Source organism: Janthinobacterium sp. PSRC1-1 (genome assembly GCF_049897525.1).
Lineage (GTDB): Bacteria > Pseudomonadota > Gammaproteobacteria > Burkholderiales > Burkholderiaceae_D > Janthinobacterium > Janthinobacterium tructae.
This window is the reverse complement of sequence record NZ_JAFCWK010000002.1, coordinates 74,568-99,456: the sequence shown is the minus strand read 5'-3', so window position 1 is coordinate 99,456 and position 24,889 is coordinate 74,568. Positions and strand designations below refer to the sequence as shown.

The following is a 24,889-nucleotide window of genomic DNA, read 5'->3' as shown; positions in this document are numbered from 1 at the left end:
ATCCTGCCCTGGTGTCGCTCGCCCCCGCGAAATTGCATTCTGTCGCACCGCGCTGGTGCGCCAGGCCGCGCTTGGGTACAGTCTGATCATCGACAACGGCCATGCCACGGGGAATACCATGCACACCACCTTGCACTTGAAAAACAGCTTGAAAGCCCTGGCGCTGCTCGCTGGTGTGGCACTGGCCACCCTGATCGTCATTCACGGACAGCAAACGCCACAAGCACCACTGATGCTGAGCCAGGCAAGCATGCTGCTGCCGGCCATGGGCTGAAGCGGCAAAGCGGACGCACAGGAAGAATAGGATGAACAAACAAGATTATCTCGACGCGCTGCGGCGCGCGCTGGCAGGCTTGCCACCGGACCTGGTGGCCAAGACGCTCGATTATTACGAACAGACCTTCATCGAAGGCGCTGCGGCCGGCCGCAGCGAGCACGAGATCGCCGAGGATCTGGGCGATCCGAAAAAAATCGCCCTCACCTTGCGCAGCAGCACGCACCGCCAGGCCTTCGAACAAAAGAAAACCCCCGTCAACCTGCTGCGCCTGCTCGTCTCGCTGGTGGGCCTGGCCATCTTCAACCTGTTCATGGTCGTGCCTGCCGCCGTCTACGCGGCCCTGCTGGCCACCCTGTATGCCGTCGGCCTGAGTTTTTACCTGGCCGGCATCGCCATCACGGCCAGCGGCTTGTCCGGCGCCAACGAACTGGTGCTCGATGGCCGGCTGCGCCACGTCTTCATCCATGACGATGACGGCGGCGAAGGCGGCGAGCGGCGCGAAACGCGCATCACCATCGGCGACACGGGCATCGAAATCGACCACCTGCCCGGCCCCTTGCAGCGTGAACCGGCCGAACCCCAGGGGCCGGGCGTTTCCTCGCGCATGATGGAGCGGGCCGAAGCGCTGGCCGGCGGCGGCATCCGCATCTCCACCGACATGGACCGCGATGCGCGCACCACGCAAACCGTCTTCGGCGTGGGCATGCTGCTCGGTGGTATCGCCATCTTCCTGCTCAGTCTGGTGGTCACGCGCTATACCTTGATCGGTATCAAACGCTACATCGCCATGAATGTCTCCCTGCTCAAAGGTCACTAGAAAGGCTGCCATGAAACGCTTGCTCAAAGTTGGCCTGTCCATGCTCTTGCTGGCCATGGTCCTGATCGCCATGTCGTATGCGGCGCTGCGCGCCAAGGGGATCAGCAATCCCAGCAGCGCTGCCGGCCGCGCCGTGCGCAGCGAAACGCGCCCCATTTCCGCCAACATCACCAGCATCGACCTGGCCGGCCCCATCGACCTGGTGCTGCGCCGCGGCGCCACGCCATCGATGAAGGTCAGCGGCGAACAGCGTCTGCTGTCGAATGTCGACACGACGGCCGATGGCACGACGCTGCATATCGGCCCGAAAGGCATGTTGTTCCACCATCGCCAGCCGCTGCAGGTGGAACTGGTGCTGCCATCGCTCGCGCGCTTGGAAGTGCACGGCAATGGCGACAGCAAGATCACGGGATTTTCCGGCGACAGTTTCATCCTGGAATTGACGGGTTCGGGCGACGTCAGCTTCACGGGACGCTACAAGCAGGTACAAGCCACCGTCAACGGCAGTGGCGACCTCGACATCAATGCCGGCAACAGCGACAGCGTGGTGCTGGAAATGGTGGGTTCCGGGCGCATCGCCGCCAGCGGCAACACGAAATTCCTGCGCGCCGACCTGAGCGGCTCAGGCGATATCGATGCCGAGCACCTGGCGGCCGACAAGGCCAGCGTCAGCCTGCAAGGCTCCGGCACGAGCACCGTCTTCGTGCGCGACGCCGCCAACCTGACCTTGCGCGGCAGCGGCGACATCCACATCCACGGCAACCCGCGCCAGCGCGATGCGCAAAAGAGTGGCTCAGGAGACATCATCTGGCATTGATGATGACGGTTCTCTAACGACTCTTTTCCAGCCATGCCACGGCCTGCTCGCCGGCCGCCTTGCCTTGCGCCAGGCAGGCCGTCAGCAGGTAGCCACCCGTGGGCGCTTCCCAGTCCAGCATTTCACCGGCGACAAACACGCCCGGCATGGCGCGCAGCATGCTGCCGTCGACGCCGTCGAACGCCACCCCGCCGGCGCTGCTGATGGCTTCATCGATGGGGCGCGCGCGCTGCAAGGTGACGGGCAGCAGCTTGATGGCGGCAGCCAGCCTGGCTTCGTCGGCAAAGTCGGCCGCACTCAGGCATTCGCGCAGCAAGCCCGATTTCACGCCCTTGATGCCCAGCCGGCTTTGCAGATGGCTGGACATGGAGCGGGCGCCACGCGGGCGCGTGACTTCCTCGAACACGCGTGCATGACTATGATCGGGCGCCAGGTCGAGCCAGATGGTGGTGTGGCCGTCACGCGCGATCTGCTCGCGCAGCGCGGCCGACAGCGCATAAATCAGGCCGCCCTCGATGCCGCCGGCCGTGATGACGCACTGTCCCTGGCGCTTGACCGTCAAGCCATCGAGGTCATGCGCCGTGATGGCCAGCGTGGCCAGGTGCTCGCCCGCGTAGCGGCTGCTGAAATGTTCGCTCCAGTCGACGTCGAAGCCGCAATTGGCCGGCGCCAGCGCTGCCACGGCCACGCCCTGCCCCTGCAGCAGCGGCACCCAGGCGCCGTCGGAACCCAGGCGCGCCCAGCTGCCGCCACCGAGCGCCAGGATCACGGCGTCGAAGGAGCGCAGGCGTTCGCCGTCGGGCGTGGCAAACGCCAGCTGGCCGTCGTGCCAGCCCGTCCAGCGGTGGCGCATGTGAAATTGCACGCCCGCTTCGCGCAAGCGGTGCAGCCAGGCGCGCAGCAAAGGCGCGGCCTTCATGTCGGTCGGAAACACGCGGTTCGAGGAACCGACGAAGGTCTCCACGCCCAGGCCGTGCACCCAGTCGCGCACCTTTTGCGGGCCGAACTGGTCCAGCGCCGGTTTCACCCGGTGCGCTTGCCTGGCGTAGCGCGAGACGAAGGCCTGGTAGCCTTCCGCGTGCGTGATATTCATGCCGCCGCGCCCGGCCAGCAGGAATTTGCGGCCGACGGACGGCATGGCGTCGAACAATTCCACCTGCGCCCCCTGATCGGCAGCCGCCTGGGCGGCCATCAGGCCGGCGGGGCCGCCGCCGATGACGGCGATGTGAAACGGAGGGGAACTGGAATGGGTCATGGCAAGCTGGAAAGACGGTGAAAACCCCGGCATTTTAGTCGAGATAAGGTCCGGGGATGGCAAGAATGCCGAAAAATGATGCATACTGCGCGGACATGCTGCAGCGATCAGTATTTTGACTTCACCAGACAACGCGACGACAAGAGGAGAAACACATGGGTGCAGGATTCTGGATTTCCCGCTATTTGCTGGCCAGTTCGATCTTATTCATCATCCTGACGGTGGTCGAGTACAGCAAGGGCACCACCAGCCGCGCCGACATCCTCAGCGCGCTGGCCTGGTCGCTGGTGGCGTCGGCCATCTTCATCGGCTCGAAATACTGGCGCTACCGCAAAGCCGTCGCCTGCGCCACCTGCGGCGATAGCACGGGCAGCAAACCAAAAACCAAATCGTCATGAAAAAACGGCCACTTCGATGAAGTGGCCGTCTCACTGGGAAGCGGGATCAACCGCCCGTCACGGGCGGGAAGAATGCCACCTCGTCGCCTTCCGCAATCACGGTATGGGCATCGCACATCAGCTGGTTATGCGCCATGCGCAGCGCGCGGCCCTGCGCCAGCGCATATTCCCAGTTGCCGCCGCGGGCGATCAGCAGGGTTCTCACCTCGCCCACCGTCAGCGGCGCGGCCACTTCCAGTACTTCCTGGCCCGTGCCCACCAGCTCGCGCACGCTGGCGAAAAATCGCAGATTGATCTTCATCGATACTTCCTTAGTACAGCAATTCGTTAAACGGGATAAAACGCAGCATGTCGCCGCGCGCGATCGACAGCCCCGGCGGGCAATCGATCAAGCCGTCGCCCCACACGGTGGAGGTCAGCACGCCCGAACTCTGGTTAGCGAACAGTTCCAGCTCGCCGTCGTCATTGACCTTGGCGCGCAAGAACTCGTTGCGCTTGTCCGCCTTCAGGCGTTCAAACGCGGCCGGCAGCTGGTAGCTGCGCGGCGCCAGATTGCCCGCCACGCCTTGCAGGCGCAAAATGAACGGACGCACGAACAGCAGGAAGGTGACGAAACTCGACACGGGATTGCCGGGCAAGCCGACAAAGAAGGCCTCCCGCACTTCGCCGAACGCCAAGGGTTTACCCGGTTTGACGGCGATCTGCCACATGTTCAGCCGCCCTTCCGCTTCCACGGCCGGCTTGATATGGTCTTCCTCGCCCACGGACACGCCGCCCGAGGTGATGATCAGATCATTGCCCTGGGCCGCCTGGCGCAGCACGGCTTTTGTCGCTTCCAGGCTGTCGGGCACGATGCCCAGGTCCGTGATCTCGCAACCCAGATTTTCCAGCAGTCCCCGCAGGGTAAACCGGTTCGAGTTGTAGACGGCGCCCGGCGCCAAAGGTTCGCCGGGCATGGCCAGCTCGTCGCCCGTGAAAAACACGGCCACGCGCAGCTTGCGCAGCACCGGCACTTGCGCCAGGCCCACGGAGGCGGCCAGGCCCATTTCCTGGCTGCGCAAACGCCGGCCCGCACCGAGGATGACGCCGCCGGCACGGATATCTTCGCCCTGGCGGCGCACCCATTGGCCCGCATGCGGCACGTGGTTCACCGTCACCACGCCGTCAAGCACGGAGCACTGCTCCTGCATCACCACGCAATCGGCGCCGTCCGGGATCAGGGCGCCCGTGAAGATGCGCGCCGCCGTCCCCGGCTGCAATGGCTGGCCCACGTGGCCGGCCGCGATGCGCTGCGACACGGGCAGGCTGGCCGCGCCGCTGGCGCAGTCACTGGCGCGCACGGCATAGCCATCCATCTGCGTGTTGTCGCGCTCGGGCACGTTCAGGGTCGACGTCTGCGCCGTGGCCAGCACGCGGCCGTTGGCGCGCATGGTGTCGACCAGCTCGACTTCGGCCACCGGACGCGCCGCGCCCAGCATGAACGCTTGCGCCTCGGCCACCGAGAGCATGCGTGGTGCGGTCGGATCGCTCATCACAAGCCCGTATTGGCGGCGATGTACGCCTTCATCTTTTCCACGTCGGCATCCATCACGACGAACTTTTGCGGCAAGTCTTCGATGTTGTCGAAGCCGGCCGGGCGCTCGGCGTCCACGCCCAGCGCTTCGAGGATGGTTTCGTTGAACTTGGCCGCCAGCGCCGTTTCCAGCACGATCATCGGCACGTTCGGCTCCAGGTGCTCGCGCGCCACCTTGATGCCGTCGGCCGTATGCGTGTCGATGGTGATGCCATAGTCGTCGGCCACGTCGCGGATGGTATCGAGGCGGTCCTGGTGCGTGGACTTGCCCGACTTGAAGCCGTATTTGGCCACCAGCTTGAATTCGTCGCCGTCGCTGCCAGGCTTGCCGGACAAATCAAAGCCGCCCTGCGTTTCCACTTTCGTAAACAAGGCACGTACGCGCTCGCTGTCGCGGCCCACCAGGTCATACACGAAGCGCTCGAAATTCGACGCTTTCGAGATATCCATCGACGGGCTGCTCGTGTGATACGTCTCGGCCGACTTGCGCACGCGGTAGACGCCCGTGCGGAAAAATTCGTCGAGCACGTCGTTTTCATTCGTCGCCGCCACCAGTTTCGAGATCGGCAAGCCCATCATGCGGGCGATATGGCCGGCGCAGATATTGCCGAAGTTGCCAGACGGCACCGTGAACGACACTTTTTGCTCGTTGCTGGTGGTGGCCGCCAGGTAGCCGCGGAAGTAGTACACGACTTGCGCCACGACGCGCGCCCAGTTGATCGAGTTGACGGTGCCGATCTTCTGCTTCGCCTTGAACGGCAAGTCGTTCGACACGGCCTTGACCATATCCTGGCAATCGTCGAACACGCCTTCGACGGCGATGTTATAGATGTTCGGGTCTTGCAGGCTGAACATCTGCGCCGTCTGGAAGGCGCTCATTTTCTTGTGCGGCGACAGCATGAAGACGCGGATGCCCTTCTTGCCGCGCATCGCGTATTCGGCCGCGCTGCCCGTGTCGCCCGAGGTGGCGCCGAAGATATTGAGCTCGGCGCCCGTCTTGGCCAGCGTGTATTCGAACAGGTTGCCCAGCAACTGCATGGCCATGTCCTTGAAGGCCAGGGTCGGGCCGTTCGACAGCGCTTGCAGCATCAGGGTGGTCGATCCGCCCTTGACGACGTTTTCTTCGAGCACGCGCAGCGGCGTGATATCGGCCGCGTTTTCGCCGGCGCGGGCGTTCTTGTAGACTGCCTTGGTATAGGTTTTCGCCGTCAATGCCTTCAGGTCCGCGGCCGGGATATCGGTGGCGAACTTCTTCAGGATTTCGAATGCCAGGTCGGCATACGACAATGTGCGCCAGGCGTTGAGCTCGGCACCAGTGACTTGCGGGTAATGTTCAGGGAGATACAGTCCGCCATCGGGGGCCAGGCCGCCCAGGAGGATGTCGGAGAATTGCTGCGGATTCGATGGCGCTTTATCAGCGCGGGTAGACACGTAGTGCATAAATTTGAAGAGTCCAGTTGAGCTGAGTGCGGTTGATCATGAATGGCAGCGGATATTATAGTGCCAGCCGCTCCCCAAGGCGAATCCGTCGCGTTTGCCCGGGCAGCACCCGCCCGGCGCAGGGCGTGTCTGTTGTCAAACGACACACCTTGTCGCACGGCAACTGTATCATGGCCGCTTTACCGACTAGCCGGGCACGCCAGCCCGCCCACGACGACCATGCCACAGCTCATCGACCATATCGACGCCATCGCACGCAAGCGCCAGCGAGCCGTGCTGTACCTGGAGTTCCACCCAAAAAGCCACGAAGAGTCGCGCCTCTACCGCCATGACGACGATGCCGTGCGCAGCAGCATGCTCGACTGGTTTGACGCGCAGGCGATCGCCTGGCAGCCTTGCGGTCCCTACGCCGAACTGTCGGGCTTTTCGTCGTGGCGCGGCCAGATCTGCTTCGAGCTGCCGTATGACGAAACGCTGCCCGCGTATTGCCAGCTGCGGGACTACCTCGAGCATGCGGACGGCAGCATGCGCCATGCGGGCGTGCGCTTCTACCTGCTCACCCTCGATCTCGCCATGCAGAACGCGGCCCATGACGAACCCGGCTTCTGGGACCGCTGGGCGCAAGACCTGTAGGTCCGTCTCCGTTTTGCCACCACTTTTTCAACACAGCAATGAACAGGAATGCCACATGAAGCGTGACGATTTTCTCAAGCAGGACGATGTACGGAGCTTTATCGACTGGCTGGCGGCCGAACTGCCAGTCAAGCCCTTTCACCTGAAGATGGCGCGCAGCCGCTTCGTGCCGGGCGGCCTGGACGTGCAGACGACGGGGCTGGAAGCGGTGCTGGGCCACTATATGTGGAGTACACGCTGGACCGATGCGCAAGGCAAGGCTGTCGTCTCGGGCAACTGGCACGAGACGCGCGCCTCGCTGGCCATGCTGCGCGGCTGGCTGAAAGACGCCATCGCGCGGCAGGATGAAGACCAGGCGCTGGCCGCCTGCCTGGCCATCCTCGAATGGGGCGGCGTGCGCGGCGCCATCGTCTTCCTCAAGCGCCTGCACGCACAAGGCCGCCTGGTCGCCTACTTCAAGCGCCTGGCGCCATTGATGTCGCTCGACTCGGACGCTTCGCTCGATGCGCTCGATACGGACAGCGTGGAACGCTTCGACGCGGGCCTGACCAAGATCCACGCCCTATTTGATGACAGCGGCTCGCCCATCTACGACAGCCGCGTGGGCGCCGCCATGGCCATGCTGTACGCGCAATACCGCAACCAGGCGGGCAATAAGCTGGCAAAAAAACACTGGCTGGCCTTCCCTTCGGGCGCCGCGCGCGGCAAGCAAATCCGCAATCCCAAGGGAATCGACGTCGGCTTTGCCGGCGCACCGCAATTCTTTGGCAAGGCCGTGTCGTGCCAGGACTGGGCGCAATGGCAGGTCAAGCTGGGCTGGATCCTGCGCGCCGTGCTGGAACAGTGCGACTGGTTCAAGGCGGATAGCGCCGACATGGCCGCCCGCTGCCATGCCTTCGAAGCGTGTTTTTTCATGCTGGGGTATGACTTGCGGTGTTTTTCTGCGACACGCGTCGCGGAAGCGGTCGCCGTCGCAGCCCCGGTCGAGGAAGACGAGGTGCCGCAATTTGGCTGGGTGCCGACTGGCTGTTCCTTTGAAAAAGTCCTCCCTCTGTACGCACAGTTCCGCCGTGGCCAGGAAAAAGACGATCTTGCCACTTTTGCCAGGTGGTACACAAGGACTCAGGGTGCTGCGGTAAAAACCGCCAATGCCTACTGCTTTCCATACTCCGCGGGCGAATTTGATCTGTTTGGCAGCTGCGAAGAGCGTCTGAATAAAGTTTTGGCCGGTGGCAAGAGCGGCCTGTATGCCGCGGTGGGTAGCGCGGAGCCATATGTGGAGAGCGCCGAGCGGGAACGAATTTGTCTGGTCGACGCTTTGCTGGTTGGACGCACAGCGGATATGTCGGCTCCGGTGCGCACAGCCTGGCTACTGAAAAAAGGATATGCGGGAACGAAAAGTGCTGCCGGCACCCTGATGACGGTCGGACGCCAGGTCGGCCGTCATTTCGGCCTGCTCGACAAGGATAACAGGCCTACCGCCTTTTACCATGAGTACTTCGGCGATTGCATGCGCGAGTCTTAAATCAAAAAATCAGGCGCCCGTGCTGGCGCGTGCGCCTGATTTGCGCCACACTCGTACTTGTCGGCCCGCTTCCGGGCCATTCATGGAACCGGCCATGTCGCTGAGTAAAAAACCGTATCTGCAAAGCGCCGCGCTGCGCCACGACGCCGTCGTCGACCTGGACCACTATCCGTTCACCATTCCCGCCATCCGCGACTTCGTGCACATGGATTTCCACCGCGACGTGACGTTTTTCGTGGGCGAGAACGGCAGCGGCAAGTCGACCATGCTCGAAGCGCTGGCCGTGGGACTGGGCTTCGGCAAGGATGGCGGCACGCGCAATGTGCGCATCGCGCTGCCGTCGGACGAGGAATCGGGCTTGCATGCGCATCTGCGCCTGAGCAAGAGCTACAAGAAGCCCGAAGACAGCTATTTCCTGCGCGCCGAGAGATTTTTCAACGTCGCCACCTACATGGACGACATGCCCGAGTACCTGGGCAGCTACGGCGGCAAGTCGCTGCACGCGCAATCGCACGGCGAGGCGTTCATGGCGACCCTGATCAACAAGCTGCGGGGCAAGGGACTGTATCTGCTGGACGAGCCCGAGGCGGCCCTGTCGCCCAGCCGCCAGATGGCGGCATTATCGGTGATCCACCAGCTGGTGCAGGACGACTCGCAGCTGATCATCGCCACGCATTCGCCCATCCTGCTGGCCTACCCGAACGCGAAAATCCTCAGCTTCACGGGCGGCGGCATCCACGAAGTGGCATATGAAGACACGGAACACTATGCCGTGACGCGCGATTTTCTGAATCACTACCCGAGAAGGCTGGAGCAGTTGTTTGAGGAGGAGTGAGGTGGTGGCTTGCTACCTTGGTGATGTCGGCTTACGCCCTGCGGGCTAAGCCGACCTACGCCGACCGACGGCGATCTACGTTGCTTGCGTCATGGCGTAGGTCGGATTAGCGCTGCGCGCGTAATCCGACGCCACCGCCAGCGCATCAGCAAGCTGCGTGGTTCACGGTAATGACGTGAACTGCCAACCCGCCCAAGGACGTTTCCTTGTACTTGTCCTGCATGTCCGCGCCCGTCTGGCGCATGGTTTCGATGACTTCGTCGAGGCTGACGAAGTGCGTGCCGTCGCCCTTCAGCGCCAGCGAGGCGGCCGTGATGGCTTTCACGGCGCCCATGCCATTGCGCTCGATGCACGGGATCTGCACCAGGCCGCCGATCGGGTCGCAGGTCATGCCCAGGTGGTGCTCGATGCCGATTTCGGCCGCGTTCTCGATCTGTTCATTCGTGCCGCCCAGGGCCGCCACCAGGCCGGCCGCCGCCATGGCGCAAGCCACGCCCACTTCGCCCTGGCAACCCACTTCGGCGCCCGAGATCGAGGCATTGCGTTTGCACAGCATGCCGATGGCGGCGGCCGTCAGCATGAAGCGGCGCACGCCGCCGACCGGGTCGCTGGGGCGGCAATCCTGCGCATAGTAGCGCAGCACGGCCGGGATGATGCCGGCGGCGCCGTTGGTCGGCGCCGTGACCACACGGCCGCCGGCCGCGTTTTCTTCGTTGACGGCCATCGCGTACAGGCTGACCAGGTGCACGGCGTCGTGTGGCAAGTCGTTGGCGCGGTTGTCCGACGCCTTCGCCTCCTGCGCCAGGCGCCACAGTTTGGCGGCGCGGCGCTTGACGTTCAAGCCGCCCGGCAGGTTGCCCGTCGTTTCCAGGCCGTGCGCGATGCAGTCGCGCATGACGTGCCAGATGCGGTCCAGGCCTTCATTGAGTTCCGTCTCGCTGCGCTTGACGCACTCGTTCGCGCGCAGCATTTCCGGGATCGACAGGCCGCTTTCCACGCCATGCGCCAGCAACTGCTGCATGGTGTCGAAGGGGAAGACGACGCGGGCGCTTGCCGCCGACTCCACCGCCGCTTCGGCCTGTGCCTCGCCTGCCTCGCGGATAAAACCGCCGCCGATCGAGTAATACACCTTGTCGGCCCGGCTGCCGTCCGCCAGTGTCAAAGTGAAGCGCATGCCGTTCGGATGCTCGGGCAAGGATTCGCTCTTGTGCCAGATCAGGCCCGTGGCGGCCGTAAACGGCACCACGTGCGCGCCCAGCAGCGCGATTTCGCCGGCCGCCTCGATGGCGGCCAACTTGCTGTCGACCGCATCGGGCGCCACGTCTTGCGGCGTTTCGCCCATCAGGCCCAGAATGACGGCCTTGTCCGTGGCATGGCCCACGCCCGTCAGCGCCAGCGAGCCATACAGGGCCGCCTCGACGCCCACGACCTGGTCCAGCGGACCGTATTCGACCAGAAAACGCCGCGCCGCCGCCATCGGCCCCACCGTGTGGGAACTCGACGGCCCGATGCCGATCTTGAACAGGTCAAATACGCTCATATCCATGGAGTGTCTCTTTATATTAGTATGTTTTTATGAATGCTTGTATGGGACTCAGGCTGCCTTGGCAGCCTGGCCCACGTCGACATTGGCCAGCATGTCGGTGACCATCTGCTCGACGCCGATCTGCGCCTTCCAGCCCCAGTCCGCGCTGGCCTTGCTGTCGTCCAGGCTTTGCGGCCAGCTCTCGGCGATGGCCTGGCGGCTGTCCGGTTTGTAGCTGATCTTGAAGTCCGGCACCATGTGCACGATGGCTTTGGCCAGCTGCTCGGGGTTGAACGACACGCCGGCCACATTGTAGGACGAACGGATCTTGATCTGTGACGCGGGAGCGTCCATCAGTTCGATGGTGGCGCGGATGGCGTCGGGCATGTAAATCATCGGCAAGGTGGTGTTCCCATCGAGGAAGCAGTCATAACGCTCGCCGCGCAAGGCCGCGTGGAAGATGGCGATGGCGTAATCGGTGGTGCCGCCGCCCGGAGGCGATTTGTAGCTGATGATGCCCGGGTAGCGGATGCTGCGCACGTCCACGCCATACTTGTTGAAGTAATACTCGCACAGGCGTTCGCCGGCCAGCTTGCTGATGCCGTACATCGAGGTCGGGTCCATCACCGTCATTTGCGGCGTGTTGACTTGCGGCGTGTTCGGGCCGAAGGCGGCGATCGACGACGGCCAGAAGATGCGCAGCGGTTTGCCCGCCTCGCCCCGCTCGCGCGCCAGTTCCAGGATATTGAGCAAGCCATCCATGTTCAGGCTCCACGCCTTCAACGGCGCCGCTTCGCCCGTGGCCGACAGCATGGCCGCCAGCTGGTACACCTGGGTGATGCCTTCATCGGCGATGAGCTTCGCCAGGCCGTCCTTGTCCAGCACGTTCAATTGCGCATAGCGCCTGGCCTGGTACAGATTATGCGTGCCGATGTCGCTGGCGATGACGTTGTCCGCGCCGTGCTGCTGCGCCAGCGCGCCCACCAACTCACTACCGATTTGGCCGTTTGCGCCGATGACTAAGATGCGTTCCATGCTATTTTCCTGAGTTCTTGTTAGTTAGTGGTGGTAGTGCTGGTCAGCAGACCGAGTTCCTTGCCGGCCTGCTCGAAGGCGGCCAGCACTTGCACCAGCTGTTCGCGCGTATGCGCGGCCGACAGCTGCACGCGCACCCGCGCCTGGCCCATCGGCACGACCGGATAGAAGAAGCCCGTCACCAGCACGCCCAGTTCATACAGGCGGGCGGCGAACTTCTGCGCTACAGGGGCGTCGAACAGCATCACCGGAACGACAGGGTGCGTGCCCGGCTTGATGGTAAAGCCGATGCGCTCGATTTCGCTGCGGAAGAAAGCCGTGTTTTCATGCAGGCGGTCGCGCAATTCCGTCGACTTGGCCAGGCGCTCGAGTACCGACAGCGAAGCGCCGGCAATCGATGGCGCCAGGGTGTTCGAGAACAGATAAGGGCGCGATTTCTGGCGCAGCGTGTCGATGACTTCCTTGCGCGCCGAGGTAAAGCCGCCCATGGCGCCGCCCAGGGCCTTGCCCAGGGTGCCCGTGATGATGTCGATGCGGCCGATCACATTGTGATGCTCGTGCGTGCCGCGGCCGGTCGCGCCCATGAAACCGGAAGCGTGGCATTCGTCGATCATCACCAGCGCGCCATACTTGTCGGCCAGGTCGCAGATCTTGTCGAGTTGCGCAATCGTGCCATCCATCGAGAACACGCCATCCGTGACGATGACTTTATGGCGCTTGCCGGCGGCAATCGCCGCTTGCAGCTGCACTTCCAGGTCGGCCATGTCGTTGTGCGCATAGCGGTAGCGGCCAGCCTTGCACAGGCGGATGCCGTCGATGATGGACGCGTGGTTCAGCGCGTCCGAGATGATGGCGTCGTTTTCATCGAACAGGGGCTCGAACACGCCGCCGTTGGCGTCGAATGCGGCCGCGTACAAGATCGTGTCTTCGGTACCGAGGAAGCTGGAAATGGCCTGTTCCAGTTCCTTGTGTACGGTTTGCGTGCCGCAAATGAAGCGCACGGACGACAGGCCGTAGCCGTATTTTTGCGTGGCGGCAATCGACGCTTCCTGCGTCTGCAGGTCGCCGGACAGGCCCAGGTAGTTGTTCGCACACATATTGATCAGGGTACGGCCATCATCGCACACCACTTCGGCGCCCTGGCGCGAGGCGATCACGCGCTCGGGCTTGTACAAGCCCTGCTGGCGCAGTTGATCGAGATTCTGTTGCAGACCGCTGAAAAAGGTGTTCTTCGCTTGCTCGCTCATGATGATCCTTGTGTGTCCCTGTTGTATGCCTGTTGGCTGTATGGGCCGCCGCTTGACCGGCGCGCGCCATATGCTGTACCGTGAAGCGCTGTTTGAAGTCTACACGTTTCCGTGTTTCTCCTCAAAATCCACTATGTCGAACTGAAATTCAATATAGTGGATATTACCCAAGCCTATTGAACTTTGCAAGCCACCTGCCGATGAAAACCAGCGTTTCGACCAATTCTCCCCCTGAAGTGGGTGCCACCCTGCAACGGCTGCGCCTGGCGCGCGGCCTGACACTCGAGGATTTGTCGCGCATCGCGGGCGTCTCGAAGTCCATGCTGTCGCAAATCGAGCGCGAAAAAGCCAATCCCACGATCGCCATCACGTGGCGCCTGGCCAACGCCCTGGGCGTGCAGATCGGCGAATTGCTGTCGAGCGCGGAAAAAGCCGTGGAAACCATCCGCATCACGGACGCCCACGAAACCCCGACCCTGCCCGGCGACCACGCGGGCTACGTGCTGCGCATCCTGGGTCCGATGGAACTGGCGGGCAAGTACGAATGGTATGAAGTGACCCTGGCGCCGGGCGGCGAACTGGCGTCGCAGCCGCACGATCCCGGTACCACCGAGCATTTGACGGTGATCCACGGCAACCTGGAACTGGAAGTGGGAACGGCAAAGAAAAAGGTCAAGAATGGCGGCACGGCGCGCTATCCGGCGGACCAGCCGCATACGATACGCAATCTGGGCAAGACGGAAGGCAAGGCATTATTGGTGGTAATCCATAGATAGTTGCTTTTCAGCGGTGTGCAATAAGCGCTTTCGCCCATGCTAAGATTTTGGATTAGACAAGATTTTCACTGTCTTTCATGGAGCCTTAGCAATGACGATTTCCGAAAGCACCACCCTCTTCCACCAAAAAAAGGTCGTCCAGTACGATCCTGATATTGCGCTGCAATCCGGGCAGGATATCGTCTACCGCCTTTCGCTCGAATACGACGACAAGCGCAAGATGCCGGACCTGATCGCCGGCTTCCTGGAAAAAACCGACAAGAACGCACTTGAGGCGCTGGTCATCGGCATGTGGGGCGACCCGTACGAAGCAGGCGCCGACGAAGTGATGGCCGCGCTGATCGCCCACGCGCCACAGCTGCCCAACTTGCGCGCCCTGTTCATCGGCGACATGACGTACGAGGAATGCGAAATCTCGTGGATCGTGCAAGGCAGCTACAAGCCCCTGCTGGACGCCTTCCCGCTGCTGCAGGAATTGCGCATCCGCGGCGGCAATGAGCTCGTCATCGAGCCGTTCGCCCACCAGCACCTGCGCCGCTTCACCATCGAAGCGGGCGGCCTCGATCAAAAGATCGCCGAGGCGCTGGCGCAATCGAGCATGCCGCAGCTGGAACACCTGGAACTGTGGCTGGGCACCGAGGAATACGGCTTCTCGGGCGACGTGGAGCTGTACCGCAAGGTGCTGGCGCAGCTGACCGTGCCGACCCTGCGCTACCTGGGCTTGCGCGACGCGGAGATCGCCGACGACCTGGCCGTGTGGCTGGCGGAAGAACCGCTGGTGGCGCAGCTCGACACGCTGGACCTGTCGCTGGGCACCATCGGCGACCTGGGCGCCGTGGCCATACTCCATCACACGCAACTGGGCAAGTTGAAGCGCCTGGACCTGTCGCACCATTACATCTCGGAAGAAAACCAGGCCAAGCTGAAGGCGCTGCCCTTCGAGGTGGTACTGGACGACCCGCAGGAAGCCGATGAAGACGACGGCGAAAGCTACCGTTACGTGGCTGTCGGAGAATAAGCGGATTCCCCCTTTGCCCACGCCTCTCACCCTGCTGGCGACGCAGGGCAGCAAGCGCGTGCGCCTGATGCAGGCGGCACGCGCGCAACTGCGCCTGCCGCCCGCGCACGTGCTGGAATGGCGCGACTGGCTGGCGCAGCCGGCGCTGCTGGAAGCCGCCCTGCGCCAGCCCGGCCGGCTGAAAATCGAACCGCCCGGCGACGATCCCGCCGCCCACCTGCTGTTACTGCAGGCGGGCTGGCGGCTGCTGGAGCGTCCGCCCGTCGCTGCGCCCGCACATGGCGAGCTGCTGGCCATGGATGCCTGGTTTGCGGGCTTTTCCAACGCGATGCAGGGCCTGGCGAGGCAACTGGCGACCTTGCCAGCAATACGCGTGGTCAATGCGCCGGCCGAGATTGTCCGCATGACGGACAAACTGGCCTGCCAGCGCCACCTGGCCGCGCACGGCGTGCCCATACCTGCCTTGCTCGGCCCCGTGCACGGCTACGACCATCTGCAGTCGCTGCTGCACCAGCATGACCTCGACCGAGTGTATCTGAAACCGCGCTATGGATCATCCGCTTCCGGCGTCGTCGCCTACCGCAGGAACAAGGCCGGCCGCCAGCAAGCCACCACCTCGGCCGCCTTGTCGCGGGCGGATGGCAAGACCCGCTTGTTCAACGTCAAGCGCATGGCGCGCTACGAATCCGAACACGACATCGCCGCCCTCGTTGACGCGCTGGCCGTGCAGGAACTGTATGCGGAAGCGTGGCTGAACAAGCCGCGCTGCGGCGACAGCCACTACGACCTGCGCGTCGTGACGCTTGGCGGCCAGCCCGCGCACCGCGTGGCGCGCATCGGCAAGCAGATGATGACGAATCTGCACCTCGACAACCGGCGCGGCGAGGCATCTGGCCTGCTGAATGCCGCCGACCTGGCGGCGCTGGAAGCGGCCAGCGCCCAGGCCGCGCGCGCCTTCCCCCACAGCCACGTGACGGGCTACGACCTGGTGGTGCGCCAGGGCCAGGCCCATGTGCTGGAAGCGAATGCCTTCGGCGACCTGCTGCCAGGCCTGCTGTGGCAAGGCATCGACACCTACACGGCGCAACTGACCCATGTTTAACGACACACCGCCCATCCCCGACATGCACGCCATCGTCGGCAGCCACGACATCGTCTTCCTCACGCTCGACACCCTGCGCTACGACGTGGCGCAAGCGCTGTACGAGGCGGGCGAACTGCCCGTGCTGGGACGTTTTTTATCACCGGGCGGCTGGGAACGGCGCCACTCGCCCGCCACGTTCACGTATGCGGCGCACCAGGCCTTCTTCGCGGGATTTCTGCCCACGCCAGCCGCGCCGGGCCGCCATCCGCGCCTGTTCGCCAGCGCTTTTGCGGGCAGCGAAACGACGTCAAAGCACACGTTCGCGTTCGAGGAAGCGGACCTGCCCGCCGCGCTGGCCGCGCGCGGCTACCGCACCCTCTGCATCGGCGGCGTAGGCTTCTTCAACAAGCAAACCGCCTTGGGCACGGTGCTGCCGTCGCTGTTCCAGGAAAGCCACTGGAGCGCGGGCATGGGCGTGGCCAGCCGCCACTCGACGCAAAAACAGGTGGCGCTGGCCATGGCCCGCCTGGCGGACGGCGAGCAGCGCACCTTCTTGTTCATCAACGTGGCCGCCCTGCACACGCCGAACCGCGCCTACCTGCCCGGCTGCCGCGCCGACTGCCTGGAAAGCCATGCGGCGGCCCTGCGCTATGTGGATGGCGCGCTGGCGCCATTGTTCGCCGCCTGCGCCGCGCGCGCACCGACGTTTGCCATCGTCTGCTCGGATCACGGCAGCGCGTATGGCGAAGACGGCTACCGGGGCCATAGAGTGGCCCATGACAGCGTGTGGCACGTGCCGTACGCGCACTTTTTCATCGCCCCCGATACACCTCCCAAGGAATCCCCACCGTGAACCCATCCGAACAGCCTGGCACCCTGGCGCAGCGCATGCGCCACACGCCCTACCAGGCGTATTCCTATTCGTATCCGCACAAGGCGGCCTACCGCGCCTTGCCGCAGGCAACGCCACTGGCGCCCCTGTGGGCGCAGCAAGACCGCTCCGCCCTGTTCGCGTATATCCATATTCCGTTTTGCGAGATGCGCTGCGGCTTTTGCAACCTGTTCGCCATGGCACGCCCCAGCGCCGACATGGTGGAGCGCTATGTGCGGCAAGTGCTGGTGCAGATGCGCGCCCTGGCCGGCGCGCTGGGCGCACGGCGCTTCGCCCGCTTCGCGCTGGGCGGCGGCACGCCCACCTATCTGTCGCCGGCGCAGCTCGACACCTTGCTGTGCGGCGCGCGCGATATCCTCGGCATCGACTTGCAAACCACGCCGGCCGGCATCGAAGCGTCGCCCGAAACCATCACGGCGGAACGCCTTGCCGTCTGCCGCGCGCACGGCATCGACCGGGTCAGTCTGGGCATCCAGAGCTTTGCCGCCGGCGAGATGCGCGCGCTGGCCCGTCCCCAGCAAAACGCCACCGTGCATCACGCCATCGGCCTGATACGCGCTGCCGGCTTCCCCACCCTGAACCTGGACCTGATCTATGGCATCGCGGGGCAGACCGTCGCCAGCCTGCTCGCTTCCATCGACAGCGCGCTGGCGTTTGCGCCCGAGGAGATCTATCTGTATCCGCTGTACGTGCGAGAACAAACGGGTCTCGGCAAGATCGCGCGTCGCCAGGGCGCCGAGACGCTCAACCCCATCATGCTGGCGCAGGACGGCGACAGCCGCCTGGCCCTGTACGCGGCCGCGCGCGACCATTTACGCGCCCAGGGCTATGAGCAGGTCTCGATGCGCATGTTCCGCGCCCCGCATGCGTCGGAACAGAACGGACCCTCCTACTGCTGCCAGAACGACGGCATGGTGGGCCTGGGCGCGGGCGCCCGCTCCTACACGGCCAGCCTGCATTATTCGAGCGAGTACGCCGTGGCGCGCACGCAGACCATCGGCATCATCGAACAGTATCTGGCGCTGGACGAGGCGCGCTTCGCGCACGCCGAACACGGCTATGTGCTCGACGAGGAAGAACAGCGCCGGCGCTACGTGATCCAGTCGCTACTGACCGAACCGGGCCTGGACCGCGACGCCTACGCGGCGCGCTTCGGCAGCCGCTGCGAGCTTGATCTGCCGCAGCTGGCCGAGCTGCACGCGTTGGAATTGGTGCAAGAGGATGGCCCCTTGCTGCGCCTGAACGACCGTGGTTACTCGTATGCCGACACCATCGGCCCGTGGCTGGCTTCCGATACGGTGCGCTCGCTGATGGCGCAAGAGGGCCAGGCGTGCTGACAACGCAGCCCGGCACCTTGTCGCTGCTGTACCGCGGCACGCTGGCGAGCTGCAACTACGCTTGCGGCTACTGCCCGTTCGCCAAGAAGCGCGACAGCCGCGCCACACTGGCCCGCGACGCGCGCGAGCTTGTCCGCTTCACGGACTGGGTGGCGCGGCAGACGCGCCCCATCGGCGTGCTGTTTACGCCCTGGGGCGAAGCGCTGGTGCGGCGCCACTACCGCGCGGCCATGCAAACCCTGGCAGCCATCCCGCACGTGCGCCAGGTGGCGCTGCAGACGAACCTGTCCGGCCCCCTGGACTGGCTGCAGGGGATGGACGGGCTGGACAAGATCGGCCTGTGGTGCACTTATCACCCGGACCAGACGACCCTAGCGCGCTTTCTCGCACGCTGCGCGCGCCTGGACGCCATGGGCGTGCGCTATTCCGTCGGCGTCGTGGCGATGCATGAACACCTGGACGCCATCGCCGCCCTGCGCGCGGCCCTGCCGGCCCACGTCTACCTGTGGCTGAACGCGTATGACCGGCGCGGCCCCGGCTACTACAGCGAACAAGACCTGGCCTGGCTCGACGCCATCGACCCGTGGTTCGCGCAAAACCGGCGTCCGTCTCCCTCGCGCGGCAAGCCGTGCCAGGCGGGCGAAGCGTCGCTGTCCGTCGATGGCGACGGCGAACTGGCGCGCTGCCACTTCGTGCCCGAGCGGCTGGGCAATCTGTACGAGGAGACACTGGCGGACATGCTGCAGGAACGCGCCTGCCCGCGCTTCAAGTGCGACTGCTATATCGGCTATGCGCAGCGCAAGGATTTGCCGTTTCAAACGGTGTTTGGGGAGGGGGTGCTGGCGAGGATAGCCCCGCTAAATGCTGGGGTCAGGAGTAGGTCGGCTTAGCGGCGGCACGCCGCGTAATCCGACACATTGTTGGCGCTGCCGGTGTCGGATTACGCACGGCGATGCCGCGCGAATCCGACCTGCCGTGTTTTACTGCGCCGCCACTTTCGCCGGTTCCGGCGCCACTACCGGCGTCATCTTCAACGAACGGCTGAGGAAGCCCCAGCGGTCGGCCACTTCTTCGATCTGCTTGGTCGTCGGCTTGCCGGCGCCATGGCCCGCCTTGCTGTCGATGCGGATCAGCACGGGTGCCGCGCCGCCTTGCGCGGCCTGGGCGGCGGCGGCGAACTTGAAGCTGTGGGCAGGCACGACGCGGTCGTCATGGTCGGCCGTGGTGATCATGGTGGCCGGATAGCAGCCGCCCGCTTTCAGGTTGTGCAGCGGCGAGTATTTCACCAGTGCCTTGAACTGCTCGGCGTCGTCCGACGAACCATAGTCAGGCACCCAGCCCCAGCCCACGGTGAACTTGTGGAAGCGCAACATGTCGAGCACGCCCACTTGCGGGATGGCTGCGGCGAACAGGTCGGGACGCTGCGTCATGGCCGCGCCCACCAGCAGGCCGCCATTGCTGCCGCCGCCGATCGCCAGCTTCGATGGAGAGGTGACTTTGTTGTCCACCAGCCATTGCGCCGCGCCGATAAAGTCGTCGAACACGTTTTGCTTGTTCAGCTTGGTGCCAGCCTGGTGCCAGGCTTCGCCGTATTCACCGCCGCCGCGCAGGTTGGCCATCACGTAGACGCCGCCCATTTCCACCCAAGCCAAGTTGGCCACGGAGAAGCTCGGCGTCAGCGATACGTTGAAGCCGCCATAGCCGTACAGATAGGTCGGATTACTACCGTCGAGCTTCATGCCTTTTTTCGAGACGATGAACATCGGCACCTTGGTGCCGTCGCGGCTGGTGAAGAATTGCTGGCGCGTTTCAAAGGCATTCGGGTCGAAATCGACCTTCGGCTGGCGGTACACGCTGCTCTTGCCCGATTTCATGTCGTAACGGTAGATGGTCGCCGGCGTCGTGAAGCTGGTAAACGAGTAGAACGTTTCCGTGTCGCCACGCTTGCCCGCAAAGCCGCCCGCCGAACCGATGCCCGGCAGCGCCACTTCACGCACCAGCTTGCCTTTCAGGTCGACGATCTTGATTTGCGTTTGCGCATCCTTGAGGTAGTCGAGCACCAGCTGGTTGTTGATCAGGTTGACGGCGACCAGGGTTTCCGCCGCTTGCGGCACGATTTCCTTCCAGTCGGCGGGCGCAGGCTTGCGCGTATCGATGGCGATCACGCGCGATTTCGGCGCCTGCTTGTCCGTCTTGAAGAAGAACACGGGGCCGTCGTTGTCGATGAACGCGTACGAAGCGTCGAACGCTTCCAGCAAGCCCGTGACCTTGGCGTTCTTCTGGCGCAAGTCCTTGTAAAACACGCGGTTCTTGCGTTCCGTGCCCTGCGTGGCCGTGATGATCAAATAATTGCCGTCGTCGCTGACGGTGCTGCCGCCAAACGCCCATTCCTTCTGGTCGGGACGGTCGAAGACCAGCACGTCGTCGCTTTGCGGCGTGCCGATCTTGTGGAAATACAATTTCTGGAAGTAATTGATATCGGCCAGCTTGGTCGCTTCATTCGGCGCGTCATAGCGGCTGTAGAAGAAACCGCTGTTGTCCTTGGTCCACGAGGCGCCCGAGAACTTGGCCCACTTGATGTGGTCCGTCAAATCCTTGCCCGATTCGATATCGCGCACTTTCCACTCGTTCCAGTCGGAACCGGAGGCGGACGTGGCGTAGGCCAGGTACTTGCCGTTCGGGCTGATCGAGGTGCCGGCCAGCGCCACCGTGCCGTCGGTGGACAGGGTGTTCGGGTCGAGCAGCAGGCGCGGCTCGTCCGTCAGTTTTTTCACCGTGTACAGCACGGCCTGGTTCTGCAAGCCGTCGTTGCGGCTGTAGAAGTAGCGGCCGCCCTGCTTCGATGGCGTAGAGAAACGCTCATAATTCCACAGCTTGGTCAGGCGCTGCTTGATCGCGGCGCGCTCGGGGATGGTGCCCAGGTACGACTGCGTCAGCTTGTTTTGCGCCGTGACCCATTCGCCCGTCTCGGCGCTGTTGGCGTCTTCCAGCCAGCGGTAAGGATCAGCGATGGTGGTGCCGAAATAGCTGTCCTGCTGGTCGACTTTTTTGCTGACCGGATACGTCACGGCGGCGCCATCGCCGGCCGGGCAGGATTGTGCCAGGGCATTGCCACCGAAAGCGGCCAGCAAGCTGAATATGAGGGTTGCACTACGTAATTGCATGGGTTGTTGTCTCATTGTTGGATGTCGAAGAAAGCAGGCCGTGCACACTCACGCTACGGCTGCCCATGTTGACTTTCGCCAAGAGAAATCATAGCGCGGATTGGCACTTTTAAAGCACAGTTATCGGATGAATTTGCCGTCTTTTGTTTGGGCAATTTGCATGAATCACCGTGATAAATCGCGTTTTTGGCGAGAATCGGCAAACTGACGGGCAGGCAAGAAACATTGTCAAAAGCTAATACGTTTCATCAAGCTGTCATAAATCCTCTTTACTATAGGCAACATGTTCATGGCCCGTCCAGAGGCCGTGCCGCCACATCTTCCTATGCACACTCTCGCCCTCCCGTCCACCACCGCCGTGCCGCCCGGCGCGATGCCATCGAATGTGGCTTACCTGAAGCCGCCGTCTGCCCCCATGTCCATCGAAGGAACGGATGCCTTGCACGAGATCCTGGCAGGCCGCAAGCTCAGCGCCCTGTTCCAGCCCATCATCCACATGCACAGCGGCGACATCATCGGCTACGAAGGCTTGATACGGGGACCGTCCGACAGCCCCCTGCACGCGCCGATGAATCTGTTCAAGGTGGCGCGCGCACATGACCTGACCCTGGAAGTGGAACACCTGTGCCGGCAAGTGGTGCTCGAACGCTTTGCCGAACTGCAGCTGCCAGGAAAACTGTTCCTCAACGTCAGCCCTGAATGCCTGCTGCTGCGCAATGCGCGCCATGGCGAAACCCTGGAATACATCGAGCACATCGGCATCAATCCGGACCGTGTCATCATCGAACTGACGGAAAACCAGCCCACCTACGATTACGAGCTGATGCGCGAAGCGGTGCTGCATTACCGCAACATGGGCTTCCAGATCGCCATCGACGACCTGGGCGAAGGGTTTTCCAGCCTGCGCCTGTGGTCGGAATTGCGCCCGGAATACGTGAAAATCGACATGCATTTCATCCAGGGCATCAATCATGACCCCGTGAAACTGCAGTTCGTGCGCTCGATCCAGGAAATCGCGGAAAAATCGGGCACGCTGGTGATCGCCGAAGGGATCGAGGCGCAAACGGAATTGCTGGTCTTGCGCGACCTGGGCGTGGCGTTTGGACAAGGCTATCACCTGGGCCGGCCCAACGCCGTGCCGGCGCGTGCCCTGCCGGCCGAGGTGGTGCAGGCACTGGGACGCAACGGCGTGGCCGTGTATCCGCAGCGCAGCAGCCTGGAAAAGAACGGCGCCAGCATCCGCAAGCTGCTGAACAAGGTGGCGGCCGTCTCGCCGCAACTCAATAATAACGAGGTGTACGATATCTTCCTGAAGGAACCGAAGCTGATGATCATCCCCGTCGTCGATGACGGCGTGCCGCTGGGCCTGATCAGCCGCTTCGAGATGATCGACCACTTCGCCCGCCCCTACCAGCGCGAACTGTATGGCAAGAAATCGTGCAGCCTGTTCATGGATGGCACGCCCCTGATCGCCGACCATGAGACGAGCTTGCAGGAACTCAGCTACACCATGGTGCAGTCCGACGCCCACCATCTGTTCAACGGCTTCATCATCACCGAGCACGGCCGCTACCTCGGCATGGGCACGGGACACGACCTGATGCGCGAAATCACGCAGATGCAGATCAATGCCGCACGCTACGCCAACCCGCTGACGCAACTGCCTGGCAACGTGCCCATCAACGAGCATATCGACCGTTTATTGCACAGTGGCAGCCGCTTCTGGGTCTGCTATTGCGACCTCGACCACTTCAAGCCCTTCAACGACGTGTACGGCTACCGCAAGGGCGACGACGTGATCCAGCTGACGGGAGAAATCCTCAGCGGCCATTGCGACCCGAACCGCGACTTCATCGGCCACATCGGCGGCGACGATTTCATGATCCTGTTCCAGAGCGAAGACTGGGAAACGCGCTGCCAGGCCATACTGGAGCGCTTTGCCGCCGCCATCCTCGCCTATTACAGCACGGGCGACTGCGAACGGGGCGGCTACATCAGCGAAGACCGGCAAGGCAAGAAAGTGTTTTATTCGTTGATCAGCCTGTCGCTGGGCGTCATCAAGGTCGAGGCGCACCAGTACTACACGCACCATCAGATTGCCACGCAGGCGGCCGAAGCGAAGAAGCAGGCGAAGAAAATCCATGGCAACAGCCTGTTCCTGGACCGGCGGCAAGGCACGGGCGTGGCGCGTCTGGATGCGTAGCCAGGGGCAATATCAGCAGTTGAACAGGGATAGCATACGCACGATCAAATACGCACGAGGTCGCCAAACGCATTGCTGCTGCACGCATCGGGCACAAATGCCAGGCTGATGTGCGCGCCATCGCGGCGCGCCTGCACGCGGTAGCGGCCCGCGGGCACGTCCACGAACAGGCCGCCACAGGCCGTGTCCGGTTCCAGGCCACCGCCCGTGACGTCTTCGCCGGCGCCGATAAAGACGCGGCCCGAGACGACGGCGAGATGCACGCTCGCGTGCGGCTCGGCAAGTTCCGCGTACAACGCGATGTCATATGCGCCGTCGCCACCCACGTTGAAAAACGCCACTTGCCCCGCATTCACGGCCGCCAGCTCCGCGCCGGGAATGCTCCACCAGTCGCAGTCATCGTCCAGTTTGTGGCGCACCAGTGCCGGGTCGAACACGCACACGGTGGCCGTGCCGGTCACAATGGTGACGAGCTTGTCTGCCGTCATGCCGCCAGCGGCGCCGGACCCAGCAGGGGCTGGCTCTCCACGTACTGCGCGCTGGCCTCGGCATCCCAGGGAAAGTGGCCATCGCGCGACGGCCAGACGATCTGGTACAAGGTAAATGCATCGCCCTGGTAATACCAGCGCGCATAGCCGACATAGTTGCGGTATTGCTCGACGGGCACGCGCACGAAGGCGCACTGATGGCCTTCCAGCAAGGCGTCCGTGGTGGCCGTGAAATCCGTAATGGCGCCGCTGCGCGCGGCGTCCAGCGCCACGTCGAGTATCTGGTGGGCCATGGCGCGCGGCAAGCCCATGATGAGAAATTCAGGCTGGCCAAAGCTGTGGCAAGCGCCTATCGTGAAGGCATAGCCGGGACCGACTTCATCAGCACTGATATGCACGCCATGCCAGCCATGCGTGGCGATGTCGTCGATGACTTTTTGCTCGGATGCATCCTCGCTTGCCTGCCTTACCATGCTTCACCTTTCACTGTGCCTGAAACCCGCGCCGCCTTCGCGACATGCTCTTCGGCAATTATCGCATGCAGTGCGCG

Annotated in this window: 24 protein-coding genes; 14 read left to right on the top strand and 10 right to left on the bottom strand. The window is 63.4% G+C overall.

Translation table 11 applies throughout. The features are described from left to right. Window positions 1-118 precede the first annotated feature (118 nt). From ACP7DW_RS04030 to ACP7DW_RS04020, 3 genes are read left to right on the top strand one after another with little or no spacing between them, the layout of a single operon-like run. Window positions 119-274, top strand: coding sequence for a hypothetical protein (locus tag ACP7DW_RS04030; RefSeq protein ID WP_298414455.1), 156 nt, complete (start codon window positions 119-121; stop codon window positions 272-274). A 31-nt stretch (window positions 275-305) separates the two neighbouring features. Next, window positions 306-1,094 (top strand): DUF1700 domain-containing protein, encoded by a 789-nt coding sequence (locus tag ACP7DW_RS04025; protein ID WP_426053997.1) that lies wholly within the window; start codon window positions 306-308, stop codon window positions 1,092-1,094. Window positions 1,095-1,104: 10 nt separating this feature from the next. Beyond that, window positions 1,105-1,911, top strand: a complete 807-nt coding sequence (locus ACP7DW_RS04020; protein ID WP_426053996.1) for a head GIN domain-containing protein — start codon at window positions 1,105-1,107, stop codon at window positions 1,909-1,911. A gap of 13 nt (window positions 1,912-1,924) precedes the next feature. On the opposite strand, the gene ACP7DW_RS04015 is transcribed toward ACP7DW_RS04020, so the two are convergent. Further along, the gene (locus ACP7DW_RS04015) at window positions 1,925-3,166 is read right to left on the bottom strand and encodes a TIGR03862 family flavoprotein (protein ID WP_426053995.1); all 1,242 of its coding nucleotides are present in this window, start codon (window positions 3,164-3,166) and stop codon (window positions 1,925-1,927) included. 155 nt (window positions 3,167-3,321) lie between these two features. Here ACP7DW_RS04015 and ACP7DW_RS04010 point away from each other — a divergent pair, with 155 nt between their 5' ends. Continuing rightward, entirely contained in the window at window positions 3,322-3,564 is a 243-nt protein-coding gene (locus ACP7DW_RS04010) for a hypothetical protein (protein ID WP_426053994.1), read from the top strand. Between the two features lie 46 nt (window positions 3,565-3,610). On the opposite strand, the gene moaD is transcribed toward ACP7DW_RS04010, so the two are convergent. Genes moaD through thrC form a run of 3 tightly spaced genes read right to left on the bottom strand, consistent with a single transcriptional unit; the run spans window position 3,611 to window position 6,577 of the window. Then, window positions 3,611-3,865, bottom strand: coding sequence for a molybdopterin converting factor subunit 1 (gene moaD, locus ACP7DW_RS04005; RefSeq protein ID WP_426053993.1), 255 nt, complete (start codon window positions 3,863-3,865; stop codon window positions 3,611-3,613). 10 nt (window positions 3,866-3,875) lie between these two features. Beyond that, the gene (gene glp, locus ACP7DW_RS04000) at window positions 3,876-5,096 is read right to left on the bottom strand and encodes a gephyrin-like molybdotransferase Glp (RefSeq protein ID WP_426053992.1); all 1,221 of its coding nucleotides are present in this window, start codon (window positions 5,094-5,096) and stop codon (window positions 3,876-3,878) included. Next, entirely contained in the window at window positions 5,096-6,577 is a 1,482-nt protein-coding gene (gene thrC / locus ACP7DW_RS03995; protein WP_426053991.1) for a threonine synthase, read from the bottom strand. The genes glp and thrC overlap by 1 nt, the downstream gene beginning before the upstream one ends. Window positions 6,578-6,796: 219 nt before the next feature. Between thrC and ACP7DW_RS03990 the strand changes: the two genes are divergently transcribed. From ACP7DW_RS03990 to ACP7DW_RS03980, 3 genes are all read left to right on the top strand, one after another. Next, complete coding sequence (locus ACP7DW_RS03990; RefSeq protein WP_426053990.1) at window positions 6,797-7,210, top strand: hypothetical protein; 414 nt, start codon at window positions 6,797-6,799, stop codon at window positions 7,208-7,210. Between the two features lie 55 nt (window positions 7,211-7,265). After that, window positions 7,266-8,735 carry a hypothetical protein gene (locus tag ACP7DW_RS03985; protein WP_426053989.1) on the top strand — a complete coding sequence of 490 codons (1,470 nt, stop codon included), beginning with the start codon at window positions 7,266-7,268 and terminating at the stop codon, window positions 8,733-8,735. Between the two features lie 94 nt (window positions 8,736-8,829). After that, window positions 8,830-9,570: an AAA family ATPase gene (locus tag ACP7DW_RS03980; protein WP_426053988.1), complete on the top strand. Its 741-nt coding sequence runs from the start codon at window positions 8,830-8,832 to the stop codon at window positions 9,568-9,570. Window positions 9,571-9,715: 145 nt separating this feature from the next. Here the strand turns inward: ACP7DW_RS03980 and ACP7DW_RS03975 are convergent, their stop codons facing one another. The 3 genes from ACP7DW_RS03975 to kbl are packed head-to-tail and all read right to left on the bottom strand — an operon-like array spanning window position 9,716 to window position 13,377. Beyond that, a complete protein-coding gene (locus ACP7DW_RS03975) occupies window positions 9,716-11,116 on the bottom strand; it encodes an L-serine ammonia-lyase (protein ID WP_426053987.1) in 1,401 nt (466 codons plus the stop codon). A gap of 48 nt (window positions 11,117-11,164) precedes the next feature. Beyond that, window positions 11,165-12,130, bottom strand: a complete 966-nt coding sequence (locus ACP7DW_RS03970; RefSeq protein WP_426053986.1) for an NAD-dependent epimerase/dehydratase family protein — start codon at window positions 12,128-12,130, stop codon at window positions 11,165-11,167. A 20-nt stretch (window positions 12,131-12,150) separates the two neighbouring features. Continuing rightward, window positions 12,151-13,377, bottom strand: coding sequence for a glycine C-acetyltransferase (gene kbl, locus ACP7DW_RS03965; protein WP_426053985.1), 1,227 nt, complete (start codon window positions 13,375-13,377; stop codon window positions 12,151-12,153). A gap of 200 nt (window positions 13,378-13,577) precedes the next feature. On the opposite strand from kbl, the gene ACP7DW_RS03960 reads away from it, so the two are divergent. From ACP7DW_RS03960 to ACP7DW_RS03935, 6 genes are all read left to right on the top strand, one after another. Beyond that, window positions 13,578-14,153, top strand: a complete 576-nt coding sequence (locus ACP7DW_RS03960; protein ID WP_034751403.1) for a helix-turn-helix domain-containing protein — start codon at window positions 13,578-13,580, stop codon at window positions 14,151-14,153. A gap of 91 nt (window positions 14,154-14,244) precedes the next feature. Further along, on the top strand, window positions 14,245-15,171 hold the full coding sequence (locus tag ACP7DW_RS03955) for an STM4015 family protein (RefSeq protein ID WP_426053984.1): 927 nt from the start codon (window positions 14,245-14,247) through the stop codon (window positions 15,169-15,171). Window positions 15,172-15,184: 13 nt separating this feature from the next. Then, entirely contained in the window at window positions 15,185-16,273 is a 1,089-nt protein-coding gene (locus ACP7DW_RS03950) for an STM4014 family protein (RefSeq protein ID WP_426053983.1), read from the top strand. After that, complete coding sequence (locus ACP7DW_RS03945; protein ID WP_426053982.1) at window positions 16,266-17,108, top strand: STM4013/SEN3800 family hydrolase; 843 nt, start codon at window positions 16,266-16,268, stop codon at window positions 17,106-17,108. The genes ACP7DW_RS03950 and ACP7DW_RS03945 overlap by 8 nt, the downstream gene beginning before the upstream one ends. Beyond that, on the top strand, window positions 17,105-18,484 hold the full coding sequence (locus ACP7DW_RS03940) for an STM4012 family radical SAM protein (protein ID WP_426053981.1): 1,380 nt from the start codon (window positions 17,105-17,107) through the stop codon (window positions 18,482-18,484). The genes ACP7DW_RS03945 and ACP7DW_RS03940 overlap by 4 nt, the downstream gene beginning before the upstream one ends. After that, window positions 18,478-19,374: an STM4011 family radical SAM protein gene (locus ACP7DW_RS03935; protein ID WP_426053980.1), complete on the top strand. Its 897-nt coding sequence runs from the start codon at window positions 18,478-18,480 to the stop codon at window positions 19,372-19,374. The genes ACP7DW_RS03940 and ACP7DW_RS03935 overlap by 7 nt, the downstream gene beginning before the upstream one ends. A 90-nt stretch (window positions 19,375-19,464) precedes the next feature. Here the strand turns inward: ACP7DW_RS03935 and ACP7DW_RS03930 are convergent, their stop codons facing one another. Next, complete coding sequence (locus tag ACP7DW_RS03930) at window positions 19,465-21,648, bottom strand: prolyl oligopeptidase family serine peptidase (RefSeq protein WP_426053979.1); 2,184 nt, start codon at window positions 21,646-21,648, stop codon at window positions 19,465-19,467. A 415-nt stretch (window positions 21,649-22,063) separates the two neighbouring features. On the opposite strand from ACP7DW_RS03930, the gene ACP7DW_RS03925 reads away from it, so the two are divergent. Then, window positions 22,064-23,851 (top strand): GGDEF domain-containing protein, encoded by a 1,788-nt coding sequence (locus ACP7DW_RS03925; protein ID WP_426054419.1) that lies wholly within the window; start codon window positions 22,064-22,066, stop codon window positions 23,849-23,851. Window positions 23,852-23,895: 44 nt separating this feature from the next. Here ACP7DW_RS03925 and ACP7DW_RS03920 read toward each other — a convergent pair whose 3' ends face one another. Next, window positions 23,896-24,339, bottom strand: coding sequence for a DUF6386 family protein (locus ACP7DW_RS03920; RefSeq protein ID WP_426053978.1), 444 nt, complete (start codon window positions 24,337-24,339; stop codon window positions 23,896-23,898). Continuing rightward, a complete protein-coding gene (locus ACP7DW_RS03915) occupies window positions 24,336-24,812 on the bottom strand; it encodes a DUF4262 domain-containing protein (RefSeq protein WP_426053977.1) in 477 nt (158 codons plus the stop codon). The genes ACP7DW_RS03920 and ACP7DW_RS03915 overlap by 4 nt, the downstream gene beginning before the upstream one ends. Between the last annotated feature and the right edge of the window lie 77 nt (window positions 24,813-24,889).